We start from the raw sequence: 13535 nt of genomic DNA on the forward strand, positions 1-13535 counted from the left end.
TTCAGGCCGGGGTGCCGCGGCTGGCCGCCTGCTGCAGCCAGCCGGCCAGCTGGCCCAGCGGCAGCACCGATTCGGCGCCGCCCAGGCGCACCGCCTCGCGCGGCATGCCGTAGACCACGCTGGTGGCCTCGTCCTGCGCCGCGGTGCGGGCGCCGGCGTCGCGCATCTCGCGCAGGCCGCGGGCGCCATCGTCGCCCATGCCGGTGAGGATGATGCCCAGCGCGTTGGCACCGGCGCAGTGCGCCACCGACTTGAACAGCACGTCCACCGATGGCTTGTGGCGGTTGACCAGCGGACCGTCGCGCACGCTCACCAGGTACTGCGCACCACTGCGCAGCAGCTGCATGTGGCGCCCCCCCGGGGCGATCAGCACGCGGCCGTCGACCACGCGGTCGCCATCGCTGGCTTCCTTGACCTCCACCGCGCACAGGCCGTTCAGCCGCTCTGCCAGCGCGCCGGTGAAGCGCTCGGGCATGTGCTGCACGATGACCATGCCCGGTGCGGTGCGCGGCAGGCCGACCAGCAGCGTCTCGATGGCCTGCACGCCGCCGGTGGAACTGCCCACGGCCACCACCCGGTCGGTGGTGACGGCCATGGCGCCCGCAGCGGCCGGCGGCGGCAGGCGGGCGGGCAGCGGCTGCGCGGGTGCGCTGGCCGCCGCGCGCGGCCGCATCGCCCGCAGGTTGCTGGCCGCGGCGGCCCGCACACAGGCCACCAGGCCGTTGGACGGATCGGTGAGGAAGTCGCGCAGGCCCAGCTTGGGCTTGGTGACGAAGGCCACCGCGCCCTCGGCCAGGGCCTGCAGCGTGGTGGTCGCGCCCTGCTCGGTCAGGGTGGAGCACATGACCACCGGCGTCGGCCGCTCGGCCATGATCTTGCGCAGGAAGCTGATGCCGTCCATGCGCGGCATCTCCACGTCCAGCACCACCACGTCGGGCCAGCGCGCGGCCATCTTGGGCCAGGCGAACAGCGGGTCGCTGGCGGTGGCGATGACTTCGATGCCGCCGGCCGCGAGCAGCTCGGCCAGGTGCTTGCGCACCACGGCGGAATCGTCCACCACCACCGCGGTGATGCGTTGGCCGGCGGTGGCGGTCGGGGCGGGCTGGGGCGCCATGGTCGGGGTTCTCCGGATGCGGGTGCGGCGGCTCAGCCGCGCAGGTGGTCGGGCGCCTGGCCGGTGCCGCGGCGCATGGTCACCACGCCGGTGGCCAGCGTCAGCGACACGGTGCGCGGGATGTCCTCGCCGACGTCCACGCCGTCGAGCTGGAAGCCGTAGCGGTCGATCAGCGACCAGCCCTGTTCGATGTTGCGTTCGCCGATGTTGAAGCGCGCCGCGCTGACGCCGGACATGGTGTCGGCGCCGCCGTAGAGGTGGGCCACGTACTCCTGCGGCTGGGTGCCCAGCGCGCCCAGGGCGCGCACCATCTCGGCCACCGCCTCGTCGCCGTAGCGGCCGTCGGGCGGCTCGCCGTTGCGGCGCTGGCGCTGCGGCAGCAGGAAGTGGCACATGCCGCCGATGCGACGCACCGGATGCCACAGCGTGATCGCCACGCAGGAGCCCAGCAGCGTGCGCAGGCTGGCCACCTGCTGGCCCAGGTGCATCTGGCCGGGCATCAGCACCAGGTTCTGGCCCGGCGTGCCGCGCACCTGCCAGTGGCCGTCGGTCACCGCCACCGGTGGTGGCGCCGGGGCGGGTGCCGGCGCGGGCGGGCGCCGTGGTGCCGGTGCGCGGGCGGTCGGGCTGTCCAGCGGCCAGGTGGGCTGGAAGTCGGTCAGCGGCCGCGTCGGCTGGAAATCGGCCAGCGGGCGCGTCGGCTGGAAGTCGTTGAACGGGCGGGTGGGCTGGAAGTCGTTGAACGGCCGCGTCGGCTGGAACTCGGCGCCGGCGGGGCGCGGCCGCGCCGGCAGTGGCGCGGGGGCAGGCGCGGGGCGGGCCGCATCGGCCGGCTGGGTGGGGGCCCAGCCGCCGCGCAGCCCCGGCGGCTTACGCATGGGTGTGCACGGCCGTGCCCAGCGGGCGCAGCGGCAGGCCCAGGCTGCTCAGCGATTCGGCATGGCCTGTGTACAGCACGCCCTGCGGCTTCAGGTGGCCCAGCACCCGGCGCAGGATCTCGGCCTTGGCCTCGGTGTCGAAGTAGATCAGCACGTTGCGCAGGAAGATCACGTCGAACTGCGGCAGCCAGTCGGGCAGCGGCTGCATCAGGTTGGCCGCCTCGAAGCGCACCTTGACGCGCAGCTCGCGGCTGACCAGCACCTGGCCGGTCTGCTCGCCCATGCCCCTGAGGCAGAAGCGCTTCAGGTACGCCGGCGGCACCATGCGCGCACGGTCCATCGGGTACAGCGCGCGGCGGGCCGACTCCACCATCGCGGTGGACAGGTCGGTGCCGATGATCTGCCAGGGCGCGTGCGTCAGCTGCTCGCTCAGCAGCATGGCCACGCTGTAGGCCTCCTCGCCCGACGAGCTGGCCGCGCTCCAGACGCTGAAGTCCTGCCCGGGCGGCACCAGGGCCAGGCGGTCGGCCAGGTCGTTGAAGTGCTGCGGCTCGCGGAAGAAGTAGGTCTCGTTGGTGGTCAGCCGGTCGATCAGCCGGGTCATCTCCTGCGCCGGCGCACCGCCGCGCAGCAGCTTCTCGACATAGGTTTCCACGTCCGGCTCGCCGGCCTCGGTGGCCAGGCGCTGCAGGCGGCCAGTGACCAGCGCATGCTTGGACTCGGTGAGCCGGATGCCCGAGACGCTGTGGAACAGCCGGGTCACCGCATCGAAGGCCTGGCTCGACAGCGGCTTCATCCGGCGTGCTCCGCCAGGCGGAAGCGGCCCATCAGCGCCTGCAGCTCGCCGGCCTTGTCCGACAGCTCGGCCGCGGTGGCGCTGAGCTCTTCGCTGGCCGCGGCGGTCTGCTGCGCGCTGTTGCTGAGGTGGTTCATCGCGCCGGTGATCTGCTGCACGCCCTGGGCCTGCTGGCCGGAGGCGCTGGCGATGGCCTGCACCAGGCTGCTGGTCTGGCGGATGCTGGGCACCATGCGCTGCAGCAGGTGGCCGGCACGCTCGGCCAGGCCCACGCTGCCGCCGGCCAGCTGGCCGATCTCGCGGGCGGCGGCCTGGCTGCGCTCGGCCAGCTTGCGCACCTCGGCCGCCACCACGGCAAAGCCCTTGCCGTGCTCGCCGGCACGGGCGGCCTCGATGGCGGCGTTCAGCGCCAGCAGGTTGGTCTGGTAGGCGATGTCGTCGACGATGCCGATGCGCTGGGCGATCTGCTGCATCGCGTCCACCGTGCGGACCACCGCCTCGCCGCCATCGGCGGCCTCGGCGGCGGCCTGGGTGGCGATGCCGTCGGTGGTGGTCGCGCTCTGCGCGTTCTGCTGCACCGAGGCGCTGATCTGCTGCAGCGAGGCGCTGGTCTCCTCGACGCTGGCCGCCTGCTGCGCCGCACCGCCGGACAGCGCGGCCGCCGTCTGCGACACCTGCGCCGCCGCACCCAGCAGGCGCTGGCTGGTGTCGCCCACCTGGCGCACCGTGCCGGCAAAGCTGCCGATCAGGCCATTGAGCTTCAGCGCCACCTGGCGCCAGCTGCCGTGCAGGCGGTCGGCCGGCATGCGTGCGCCCAGGTCGCCCTGGCTGGCGGCGTCGACGACGCGGTCCAGCGCCTGCTCGGCCAAGCGCTGCTCGGTGGTGTCCTGCCACTGGCCCACCGTGCCCAGCAGGCTGCCGGCGGGGGTGAAGATCGGCGTGGTGATGACCTCGTAGTGGCGGCCGCCCAGCACCATCTGGGTGGTGGCGCGGGCCTTCAGCGCGCGCAGCCGGTCCAGCGCGGCCTGCGGGTCGGCGTAGAACACGCCCACCGAGCTGCCCACCAGGGTGTCGGGATTGAAGCCGGGCAGCTCGCGCTGGAAGGCGGCGAGGTCGCGGCGCAGCACCGCATCCAGCGCCGGATTGACGTAGACCACGCGGCCCTCGGCATCCGCGATGCGGATCGGCGTGGCCACCGAGGCCAGCGCGGTGCGGATGCGCATGGTCTGGTCGGCCTCGGCGGCCGCCGCGCGGGCCTGGGCACCGAATCGGCGCAGCAGCGCGGCCGACTGCCAGCCGGTGGCCAGCACGCCCAGCGCCGGCAGCGCTGACCAGGCCCACTGGCCGTGGGCGGCCACCACCGCGGTGGTGGCCAGGGTGGCCAGGGCCAGGCCGGCGGGCAGCCAGGCGGCGGCCGTGGTCGGGACGGCGAGCGGAGCATCGGACATGGGGGTTCTCACAGGCACTCAGTGCGGCACATGGGCGGCGATCAGGGCGCTCAGTTCCTGCTGCGCCAGCACGCGTTCGAGCGCCAGCACGCCGATGGCCTCGCCGCGGACGCGGCTGATGCCCTGCAGGTAGGCGGCGTCGATGCGGGTGCCCAGCGGCGGCACCGGCTCGAAGTCGCCGGGCGGGGCGTCGAACACCTCGTAGACGGCATCCACCAGCAGGCCGACCACCAGGGTCTCGCCCAGGTGGTTGTCGCCGGCTGCGGTGTCCTCGTCGTCGATGCCGTCGTGGCCACGCGGCCGGGCTTCCACCACCACCACGCAGCTGCGGCGGCCGATCTCGGCGGGCGGGTGGCCCAGGCGCGCCACCAGGTCGATCACCGGCACCACCGCGCCGCGCAGGTTCATCACGCCGCGCACGAAGGCCGGTGTGCGCGGCAGCGCGGTGAGCCGGCCGACTTCCAGGATCTCGCGCACATCGGCGATGGGCACGGCCACGGCGTCGTTGCCGACGGCCATGCGCAGCAGGGCGCAGCCGGCGTGGTCGCTCTCGGCAGGGGCGGGCACCGGCCGGGGCCGGCTGCGGGGCAGGTCAGCGTGCATGGCAGCGAACTCGGCGGCGGTGTTCCGCCATCAGAACCGGGCGAAGGAGGACTCGTCCACCGCGCCGGCGGCCAGCTCGGGCAGGCGGGCGGATGCGGCGGATGTGCCGGCGCTCTGCTGGCCGAAGCGCAGCCCCACGCTGGCTGCCGGGCGGTGCAGCACCGGCTGGCTGGCGGCCGGGCGCACGGCGGCGCCGTCCTGCGCCAGCTTGAAGAAGGCCATCAGCTCCTGCAGGCGCTGGGCCTGCGCACTCAGCTCCTCGGCGGTGGCGCTCAGCTCCTCGCTGGCGCTGGCGGTCTGCTGGGTGCTGCTGCTGAGGTGGTTCATCGCGCCGGTGATCTGCACCACGCTGCTGTTCTGCTCGCCGGAGGCGGCGGCGATCTCCTGCACCAGCTCGCTGGTCTTGTGGATGCTGGGCACCATGCGCTCGAGCAGGTGGCCGGCGCGCTCGGCCAGGTTCACGCTGCCACCGGCCAGCTGGCCGATCTCGCGGGCGGCGGCCTGGCTGCGCTCGGCCAGCTTGCGCACCTCGGCGGCCACCACGGCAAAGCCCTTGCCGTGCTCGCCGGCGCGGGCGGCCTCGATGGCGGCGTTCAGCGCCAGCAGGTTGGTCTGGTAGGCGATGTCGTCGACGATGCCGATCTTCTGGGCGATGCTCTTCATCGCGTCCACCGTCTGGCTGACGGCCTGGCCGCCTTCCATCGCCTCGCTGGCGGCCTGGGTGGCGATGCCGTCGGTGACGGTGGCGGAGTCGGCGTTCTGGCGCACGCTGGCGCTGATCTCGTGCAGGCTGGCGGTGGTCTCCTCCACGCCTGCGGCCTGCTGCGAGGCCGAGTGCGCCAGGCTCTGCGAGGTCTGGCTGACCTGCTCGCTGGCCGAGCTGAGCTGCTGCGCGGCGGAGCGCACCTCGACCATGGTGCCGCTGATGGTCTCGATCAGCTCGTTGAACTTGCCGCACAGGCTGGCGTGGAATTCGCTCTTGCCGTCCAGCTCGATGCGGCGGGTGAAGTCGCCGTGGGTGGCGGCCTCCACCGTGGCGTTGATCTCCTCGGCGGTGCGCTGGGCCATCTCGGCCTCGGCCTGGGCCTCGGCCATGCGCCGGGCGTCCTGCTGCTGGCGCTCGCGCAGGCTGTCCTGCATGCGGCCGAAGCACTGCAGCAGCTGCGCGGCCTCGTCGCTGCCGCGGTCTTCGATGGTGTGGTTCAGGTCGCCGGCGGTCACTGCGTTGGCGGCGGCCACGGCCTTGCCCAGCGGCCGGGTGACCGAGCGGGTGATGGCCACGCCCATGGCCAGGGCCAGCAGGGCCATGGTGAGGAGGCCGGCCAGCAGCGTGGCACGCTCGGTGCGCAGGGCCTGCACCCGGTCGTGCAGCAGCCGCTCGAGGCTGTTCACCGCGGCGGTCACCACCTTGAACTGCAGCGCACTGGCCGCGGCACCCTGGCGGCCGAACTCGGCCGCGCTGAGCGTGGCCTTGCCGGTCTCGCCGTACTTCTCTGCGAGCTCGTGGTAGTCGTCCACCGCCTTGGCGGCCGGCTCGCCCGCTGCCAGCAGCGGCGCCTTCAGGCTGGCGTCGAGCTGCATGGCCTTGCCCAGCTGCGCATCGGCGCGGGCCTGCAGGTAGTGCACCTGGTGCGATGACTCGGCCAGCCGCGCGCGGGTGGCCTCCGACAGGTTGGCGCCGGTGATGTGGCGCATGCCGGTCAGGCGCAGCAGCTCCACCGCCTCGGCCAGGCGGGGCAGGTGGTCGACCGCCGCGGTCATCACGAAGTAGCTCTCGGCCACCGGGTCCAGCGACAGGGTGGATTCATCGGCGACATGCTCGATCAGGGCCAGCAGGTCGCCCACCACCTTGCCATGCAGTTCCAGACTGGCATCGGCGCCGACCTTGCCGCTTGCCAGGGCCTGGCCCACGGCATCCATGTCGGTCTTCAGGGCCTTCAGGCTGGCTGCGGCCTGGGGGTAGGGCAAGGACTCCAGCTGCTTGGCCAGCTTGGCGGCAGCGGCCTGGGCAGCGTCGAGATGCTGGCGGCGCTGGGCCTCGGCACCGGGCTGGCCGCTCAGCTGCTCATGGGCCAGCGCCCGGTGTGCCTGCACATGGCCCAGCATCTCGGCCGCCGACTGCAGCGGGTCCAGCCCGGCGTCCTCGGCCAGGGCCACGGCGATCTGCGCGTTGGTGTTGAGCACCACCTTGGTCAACGGCACGGCGCACGCCGCCACCGCGATCAGGCCGATGGCGCTGAATTTCTGCCACAGCTGCATGCTGCGAAGGGGGTTTTTCATGGCGGTCACTCGCTGAAGGCAAGACGGGGGGACGACGGGTTGGAACGGGTCGGCTGCTGTGCCTGCAGGGCGCCGGCCATCAGGCCCTGCATGTCCAGCACCAGGGCCACGTCGCCCGAGCCCAGGATGGTGGAGCCGGCCAGGGCCTGCAGGTGGCGGAAGATGCCGGCCAGCGGCTTGATCACGGTCTGGTGCTCGCCGAGCAGGCGGTCGACCACCAGGCCCACGCGCACCGCGCCGTCGCGCACCACCACCAGGCTGCGGCGCTGGGGTTCGGCGTCGCCGGCGGCCGTGGCCACGCTGCCGTAGAACAGCGCCAGGTCGATGTAGGGCAGCACCTCGCCGCGCAGGTCGAAGGTGCCGCAGGTGCGGCCGGGTGCGGCCTCGCATTCCGGCGGCACGGCGATGCATTCGCTGACCACCGACAGCGGCAGCACATAGTGCACGCCGCCCACCAGGGTCAGGAAGCCGTCGATCATCGCCAGCGTCAGCGGCAGGCGGATCTGGGTGCGCGTGCCCTGGCCCTCGGTGCTGCTCAGCGCGATCTGGCCGCGCAGCGCCTCGATGTTGCGCTTGACCACGTCCATGCCCACGCCGCGGCCCGACAGGTCGGTCACCTTGTCGGCGGTGGAGAAGCCGGGCGCGAAGATCAGCTGCCAGACCTCGCTGTCGCTGGGCGTGGCGCCCTCGGGCAGCAGGCCGCGCTCGATGGCCTTGGCCAGGATGCGCTCGCGGCGCAGGCCGCGGCCGTCGTCGCTGACGGTGATCACGATGCTGCCGCCTTCATGGCAGGCGTCGATGCCCAGCCGCCCGGTGGCCGGCTTGCCGGCGGCTTCGCGCTCGACCGGCAGCTCGATGCCGTGGTCCAGGCTGTTGCGCACCAGGTGCATCAGCGGGTCGGCGATCAGCTCGACCATGCTCTTGTCCAGCTCGGTGTCCCCCCCGGTGACCACGAACTCGATCTCCTTGCCCAGCTGCTTGCTGGTATCGCGCACCACCCGCTGGAAGCGGCTGAAGGTCTCGCCCACCGGCACCATGCGCAGCGCCAGTGCGCCGTCGCGGGTGGCCTGCACCAGTTCGCTGACACGCTGGGTGGCTTCCAAAAACACCGCCGAGCCTTCCTGGTTGGCCACCATCTGCGCACCCGAGCCGGCGATCACCAGCTCGCCGATCAGGTCGATCAGGTGGTCCAGCTTGTCGGCCCGCACCTTGACGAAGCGGGCCTCGGCCGGGCCGCGGCGGTCGCGGCCGCTGCGGCGCTCCGGCGCCGGTGGGGCGGCAGGGGCGGGCGTGGCCGGGCCAGCGGGTGCGGCGCCAGCCTCGGCGGGCGCCTCGGCCTCGGTCTGCACCGTGCCCATGCCCACGCCCAGCGCAGCCCACAGCGCCAGCAGGGATTCGGTGGCGGCGCCGTCGCCCTGGCAGCGCAGGTCCAGCAGCTGCTCGAAGGCGCTGCCGTCGGCACCGGGCGGCAGGATCTGCACGCTGCAGTCCTCGGCCGCGAACTCGAACACCTGGGCGATCTCGTCGGCGCTGGCGCCGCTCTGCAGGCCCAGCTCGAAACCCAGGTGGCAGGTCTCGGCATCCAGGTCGGTCAGGGCCGGCACGTCGGCCACCACCGCGCAGCCGGTGATCGAGCCCAGGCTGCCCAGGTAGCGGATGAAGGCCAGCGGGTCCAGGCCGTTGCGCAGCGCATCGGGCCCGAAGCGCAGCGACAGGTGCCAGGCGCCTGCGGAGGCGGGCGCCGCCGCAGCGGGCTTGACGGCCGCGGCCGCGGCGACTGGCGCCGCCGGTGCGCCGTAGAGCTGCCGCAGCCGGGCGCCCAGCACCTGGCTGCGTTCGGCCACCGCCGGGCTGGTGTCGCCGCTGCGCACCTCGTCCAGCAAGGCGGCCATCTGGTCCAGGCCTTCCAGCAGCGCGGCGCTGATCGCCTCGGTGACCGCCAGCGTGCCCGAGCGCAGGCCCTCCAGCAGCGTCTCCACCTCGTGGGTGAACAGCACCACCGCGTCGCAGCCGAACAGGCCGGCCGTGCCCTTGATGGTGTGGGCGGCGCGGAAGGCGGCGTTCAGGTTCTCGGCATCGGCCGGGTCGGTCTCCATCACCAGCAGGGCCTGCTCAAACTGCTGCAGCATGTCCGCTGCCTCGTCGAGGAAGCCCACCCGGGCGGCGGCAATGATCTCGGCGTCGTCGTCGCGGTGCATCGTGGGTCCTCAGGCGTTGGCCGGGGCGTCGAGCAAGTCGGCCAGGCCGAACAGCTGCAGGGCGTCCTGCACCGCGGCGCTGGCGGCCACGACCTGCAGGGCCCGGCCGCGTTCGCGCAGGCTGCGGCGCGCCGCCAGCAGCAGCTGCACGCCGCTGGAATCGAAGTCGCTCACACCGGACAGGTCCAGCTGCAGGTCGCCGGAGGCGGCGGCCAGCGCATCGGCCAGGGTGTCGCGGTGCGCGGCAGCATGGGCGATGGTCATCTCGGCACCCAGGCACAGCACCGGGCCGGCCGCGGGTGTGTCCGCTGTGGGCAGGGTGGTCATGGCCTCAGACGCAGAGCTTATTCACCGCGTCCACCAGCGTGGACGGCTGGAACGGCTTGGTGATCCAGGCGCGCGCGCCGGCGGCCCGGCCTTCGGCCTTCTTGCTCTCCTGCGACTCGGTGGTCAGCATGATCACCGGCGTGAACTTGTAGGCGCCGGTGGTCTTCAGGTGGCGCAGGAAGGTCAGCCCGTCCATGTTGGGCATGTTCACGTCGCAGACGATCAGGTTCAGCTTCTGGCCGTTGAGCTTGCCCACCGCATCCTTGCCGTCGACGGCCTCGACGACGCCGTAGCCGGCCTTCTGCAGGGCCAGCTTCACGACGGTGCGGAAACTGCCGGAGTCATCAACGATCATCACGGTCTTGCTCATGGTGGGGCTCTCTCGGGTCGGTCTGGGGGCGGTGGGGGGAGTGGGGGGACGACTTCAGAAGAATTCGATCTCGCTGCCGCGGTCGATGTGCACGTTGCCGTGGTGCTGGGAGCGCTGCTCCTCCATCGTGTAGCTGGCTTCCAGGTTGGCCAGCCAATCGGCGGCGTCGCTCTGGGTGGCGTAGGGGTTGGCCTCCACCCAGCGGGCGAAGTTCTGCATGTCCTTGGCCACGATGTCGAGCATCTGGCTCAGGCGGTCGCCGAACTGGAAGTTCACGAAGGTGGCCTCCAGCTGCTGGCCCAGGGTCTCGGCCGCGGCCTTGACCTCGCCCGAGCTGCGCAGTGCGCCGCCCATGGCGCCCAGCAGGCCGTTGAGCGCGGTGCGCGCGCCCAGGTCCAGCTCCATGCGCAGTTCCTCGGGCGTGGTGTCGCCGATCTCGCCGCGCAGCCGCTCGGGGGCCAGCGCGCGGTCCAGCTTCGACACCAGGCGTTCGATCTGCTCGCCCACCTCGGCGATGCGGGCGGCCAGCATGCGGGTCTCGTTGGCCACGGCCTGCGAGCCGCCGTCCTGGCCCTGGCTGCCGCGGTTGGCCTCGATCGAGGCGTTGAAGGCCACCAGCCGGGTGTGCTTGCCCACCTCGCGGGCCTGGCGGCCGAGCTGGCGCAGCTCCTGCAGCGCGTCGTGGCACAGCACCAGCTGGGCCACCGCGGCATCGCGCTGCGCAAAGGCGCGCTGGCTGGGCCCCAGCAGGGCCTGCAGCGCCGCCTGGGCCGGGCTGTCGGGGGCCAGGGCCTGGTCCACCGCGCCGGGGGCCACGGCCACCTGGCTGTGCTCGATCTGGCTGGCCAGCGTGTTCAGCGCGCCCGACATCTGGCTGAAGCCTTCGAGCAGCAGGCCCAGGCCATCGGCCGCGGCCACGCGGGTGATGTCCAGCTGCTTGCCCCACACCGGCACCACCTGGCCCACCATCACCTCGGCGCCGACACGGCCGCCGCTGACCCGCGGCACGTCCAGCAGCGGATCGAGGCTGTCGCCGGCCTGGCCGGCCGGCGGGCGCAGCAGCCAGGGCAGGGCGGTGGCCACCACCAGCGCGCCACCCATGCCCCAGGCGCCGCCCTGCCAGCCCAGCAGGGCGCAGACCAGCACCAGGGCGCCGGCGGCGGCCAGCCGCCAGATGCCCGGCGCAGGCGCCCGGCCAGCCGCGGGGGCAGGGGCAGCGGCAGGGGCGGTGATCGGGCTGGTGGTCATGGAGGCAGCGGCAGACGTGGAACCTGGTGCGTTGCGGCCGCAAGTGCGGTTGCACCTGCATGCCTCCTGGCTTATCGGCCCGCAGTCCGGCAACTGAAGCCTGCGCCGGGCGCAGCGCCCGCTCAAGTCGGACCGCTGCGGTGCCGATAGCCGCAGAGATCCAGCTCCTCGAGGCCGCCATGCCACTGTCTGCCCGTTTCACCCGGATGTCCGGCGCCAAACCTGGCGGCAGTGCGCTGCGCGCGGCGCGGGAGTTCTTCGCCTACCACGGCGTCTGGGCCTTCGGTGTGCGTGCGCTGCGGCTGTGGTCGCTGCGCATGAAGATGGTGCTGCTGGTCACCGTGATGTCGCTGCCGCTGCTGCCGCTGATGGTGCAGCAGATCCTGGATCGCAACCAGACGGTGGTGCGCAGCGCCCAGCGGCTGGCCGGGCTGGAGGTGGCCGACGCCGCCTACCAGCTGGCCACCACGCTGGACCAGCCGCGCCAGGCGCTGGAATCGGGCCAGCCGGCCGGCCCGCTGGCGGGTGGCGATGCGCTGCTGGCCCGGCTGTCCGCCGGCATGGCCGACGCGGTGGCCCTGGGCCTGCCGCTGGATGCCGCCTGGCGTGCCCACCTGCCGATGCTCGAGCGCACGGCCGGCGCCCCGTCGCAGTCGCCGGCCTCGCGGCTGGCGGCGCTGGCCAGCGCCCGCCAGTCGCTGGTGACGCTGCGCCAGCTGACCATCGCCGAATCCAACCTGCTGCTGACCGAGAACGCCGGCCAGGCGGCCCGCACCACGCTGGCAGTGCAGGTGCTGCCAGCGCTGCACCGCCACCTGTCCAACCTGCGCGGCATGGCCGGCCGCCAGGCCGCGCTGCTGGCGCAGCAGCCACGCCCGGCGGCCGAGCTGCATGCGCTGCTGCTGCAGGCCGCCGGCGTGGTGGCCGAGGCCCGCGGCCAGCTGGCCCAGGCCGAGCGCACGCTGGGTGGCGTGCACGGGCAGGACCTGGGGCTGGCCACCACCGCTGCCGGCGCCGGCGGCAACCCGGCGCTGGCCGCTGCGCGCGCCACCCTGCACGACATCGAGACCGGCCTGCTGGCGCCCGAGCCGGCCGTGGACCTGCCGCGCCTGCGCGCCGGCGTGGCCGCCACCGCCACCCAGCTGGCCGAACTGCAGCGCGCGCTGCAGGGCCGCGTCGAGCATGACCTGCAGGCCCAGCAGGCCGATGCGCAGGCCCAGCGGCGCTGGCTGTTCGGCGCGCTGGCGATGACCACGCTGCTGGCCGTCTACCTGGTCTACAGCTTCTTCCTGGTGATGCACGGCGGCCTGGCCAAGCTGGCCCACCAGATGAACCGCATGGCCCAGGGCGACCTGAGTGCCCGGCCCCAGGGCCTGGGCGGCGACGAGGTGGCCGAGACGCTGCAGGCCATGACCACCTCGCTGGCGCGGTTGTCGGATCTGCTGGCCTCGGTGCGCCATGGCGTGGGTGCGATCACCCAGGCGTCGGAGCAGATCGCCATGGGCAATGGCGACCTGCGCAGCCGCAGCCGCCGCAGCGCCGACGGCCTGGACAGCCTGGTGGCCGCGGTGACGCGCTACACCGAGCAGCTGCAGACCTGTTCGCGCAGCGTCGACGAGGTGGTCACCACGGTGCAGGCGCTGCGCCTGGCCTCGTCGCGCAACCGCCGCCAGGTGCAGCGCCTGCAGGCCCGCATGGGCGACCTGCGCAGCAACAGCCGCGAGATCGGCGAGATCGTCAACATGATCGACAACATCGCCTTCCGCACCAACATCCTGGCGCTCAATGCCCAGGTGGAGGCCAGCAAGGCCGGCGACGCCGGCCGCGGTTTCGCGGTGGTGGCGCAGGAGGTGCGCGCCCTGGCCACCCGCAGCGCCGAATCGGCCCGCCGGGTGGGCGACATCGTCAGCCGCTCGACGCTGGACATCGAGCAGGGCCACGCCCTGGCCGACGAGACCAGCGCGGCCATGGTGCAGGCCGATGCCCATGTCGACGCCATCCATGCCGCCATGGGCAGCGTGGCCTCACTCACCCAGCAGGGTGACCGCGAGTCGGCCAGCATCCTCGACGAGATCAAGCATCTGAAGGACAGCACGGCGCAGAACCTCGACCTGGTCGACCAGCTGGCCGTGGCGTCGGATGCGCTGCGCGGGCAGGGCGAGCGGCTGTCGCACAAGGTGGGGCTGTTCAAGCTGTCTTGACGACGATGCCTTGCCGCCAGGTCGTGATCAGTTCCAGGCCGCCTGAAAGGCGATAAGCTGTCCATCGCCCCG

At 73.1% G+C, this 13535-nt stretch carries 11 protein-coding genes; 1 reads left to right on the plus strand and 10 read right to left on the minus strand.

Annotated elements, in window-relative coordinates:
* Nucleotide 1: 1 nt before the first annotated feature.
* The 10 genes from FFT10_RS13625 to FFT10_RS28585 are packed head-to-tail and all read right to left on the minus strand — an operon-like array spanning nucleotide 2 to nucleotide 11262.
* A complete protein-coding gene (locus FFT10_RS13625) occupies nucleotides 2–1114 on the minus strand; it encodes a protein-glutamate methylesterase/protein-glutamine glutaminase (RefSeq protein WP_137733378.1) in 1113 nt (370 codons plus the stop codon).
* 32 nt (nucleotides 1115–1146) lie between these two features.
* Nucleotides 1147–1992, minus strand: coding sequence for a chemotaxis protein CheD (locus FFT10_RS28205; protein WP_228027104.1), 846 nt, complete (start codon nucleotides 1990–1992; stop codon nucleotides 1147–1149).
* Nucleotides 1985–2788 (minus strand): CheR family methyltransferase, encoded by an 804-nt coding sequence (locus tag FFT10_RS13635; protein WP_137733379.1) that lies wholly within the window; start codon nucleotides 2786–2788, stop codon nucleotides 1985–1987. Before FFT10_RS13635 ends, FFT10_RS28205 begins: the two co-directional genes overlap by 8 nt.
* Complete coding sequence (locus FFT10_RS13640) at nucleotides 2785–4236, minus strand: methyl-accepting chemotaxis protein (RefSeq protein WP_154694085.1); 1452 nt, start codon at nucleotides 4234–4236, stop codon at nucleotides 2785–2787. The genes FFT10_RS13635 and FFT10_RS13640 overlap by 4 nt, the downstream gene beginning before the upstream one ends.
* An 18-nt stretch (nucleotides 4237–4254) precedes the next feature.
* Entirely contained in the window at nucleotides 4255–4839 is a 585-nt protein-coding gene (locus FFT10_RS13645) for a chemotaxis protein CheW (RefSeq protein WP_137733380.1), read from the minus strand.
* 30 nt (nucleotides 4840–4869) lie between these two features.
* On the minus strand, nucleotides 4870–7119 hold the full coding sequence (locus FFT10_RS13650) for a methyl-accepting chemotaxis protein (protein WP_228027105.1): 2250 nt from the start codon (nucleotides 7117–7119) through the stop codon (nucleotides 4870–4872).
* Nucleotides 7120–7124: 5 nt separating this feature from the next.
* On the minus strand, nucleotides 7125–9317 hold the full coding sequence (locus tag FFT10_RS13655) for a chemotaxis protein CheA (RefSeq protein ID WP_137733381.1): 2193 nt from the start codon (nucleotides 9315–9317) through the stop codon (nucleotides 7125–7127).
* Nucleotides 9318–9326: 9 nt separating this feature from the next.
* On the minus strand, nucleotides 9327–9644 hold the full coding sequence (locus tag FFT10_RS13660) for an STAS domain-containing protein (protein WP_137733382.1): 318 nt from the start codon (nucleotides 9642–9644) through the stop codon (nucleotides 9327–9329).
* 4 nt (nucleotides 9645–9648) lie between these two features.
* Nucleotides 9649–10014: a response regulator gene (locus FFT10_RS13665; RefSeq protein WP_137733383.1), complete on the minus strand. Its 366-nt coding sequence runs from the start codon at nucleotides 10012–10014 to the stop codon at nucleotides 9649–9651.
* 54 nt (nucleotides 10015–10068) lie between these two features.
* Nucleotides 10069–11262 (minus strand): methyl-accepting chemotaxis protein, encoded by a 1194-nt coding sequence (locus tag FFT10_RS28585; protein WP_137733384.1) that lies wholly within the window; start codon nucleotides 11260–11262, stop codon nucleotides 10069–10071.
* Between the two features lie 179 nt (nucleotides 11263–11441).
* Between FFT10_RS28585 and FFT10_RS13675 the strand changes: the two genes are divergently transcribed.
* Complete coding sequence (locus FFT10_RS13675) at nucleotides 11442–13463, plus strand: methyl-accepting chemotaxis protein (RefSeq protein WP_137733385.1); 2022 nt, start codon at nucleotides 11442–11444, stop codon at nucleotides 13461–13463.
* Nucleotides 13464–13535: the final 72 nt, after the last annotated feature.

Source organism: Pseudaquabacterium pictum (assembly GCF_005403045.1).
Classification (GTDB): Bacteria; Pseudomonadota; Gammaproteobacteria; order Burkholderiales; family Burkholderiaceae_C; genus Pseudaquabacterium; species Pseudaquabacterium pictum.

Coding starts and splice junctions, on each gene's coding strand:
- FFT10_RS13625 (WP_137733378.1), bottom strand. CDS start 1,114: ATGGCGCCCCAGCCCGCCCCGACCGCCACCGCCGGCCAACGCATCACC.
- FFT10_RS28205 (WP_228027104.1), bottom strand. CDS start 1,992: ATGCGTAAGCCGCCGGGGCTGCGCGGCGGCTGGGCCCCCACCCAGCCG.
- FFT10_RS13635 (WP_137733379.1), bottom strand. CDS start 2,788: ATGAAGCCGCTGTCGAGCCAGGCCTTCGATGCGGTGACCCGGCTGTTC.
- FFT10_RS13640 (WP_154694085.1), bottom strand. CDS start 4,236: ATGTCCGATGCTCCGCTCGCCGTCCCGACCACGGCCGCCGCCTGGCTG.
- FFT10_RS13645 (WP_137733380.1), bottom strand. CDS start 4,839: ATGCACGCTGACCTGCCCCGCAGCCGGCCCCGGCCGGTGCCCGCCCCT.
- FFT10_RS13650 (WP_228027105.1), bottom strand. CDS start 7,119: ATGAAAAACCCCCTTCGCAGCATGCAGCTGTGGCAGAAATTCAGCGCC.
- FFT10_RS13655 (WP_137733381.1), bottom strand. CDS start 9,317: ATGCACCGCGACGACGACGCCGAGATCATTGCCGCCGCCCGGGTGGGC.
- FFT10_RS13660 (WP_137733382.1), bottom strand. CDS start 9,644: ATGACCACCCTGCCCACAGCGGACACACCCGCGGCCGGCCCGGTGCTG.
- FFT10_RS13665 (WP_137733383.1), bottom strand. CDS start 10,014: ATGAGCAAGACCGTGATGATCGTTGATGACTCCGGCAGTTTCCGCACC.
- FFT10_RS28585 (WP_137733384.1), bottom strand. CDS start 11,262: ATGACCACCAGCCCGATCACCGCCCCTGCCGCTGCCCCTGCCCCCGCG.
- FFT10_RS13675 (WP_137733385.1), top strand. CDS start 11,442: ATGCCACTGTCTGCCCGTTTCACCCGGATGTCCGGCGCCAAACCTGGC.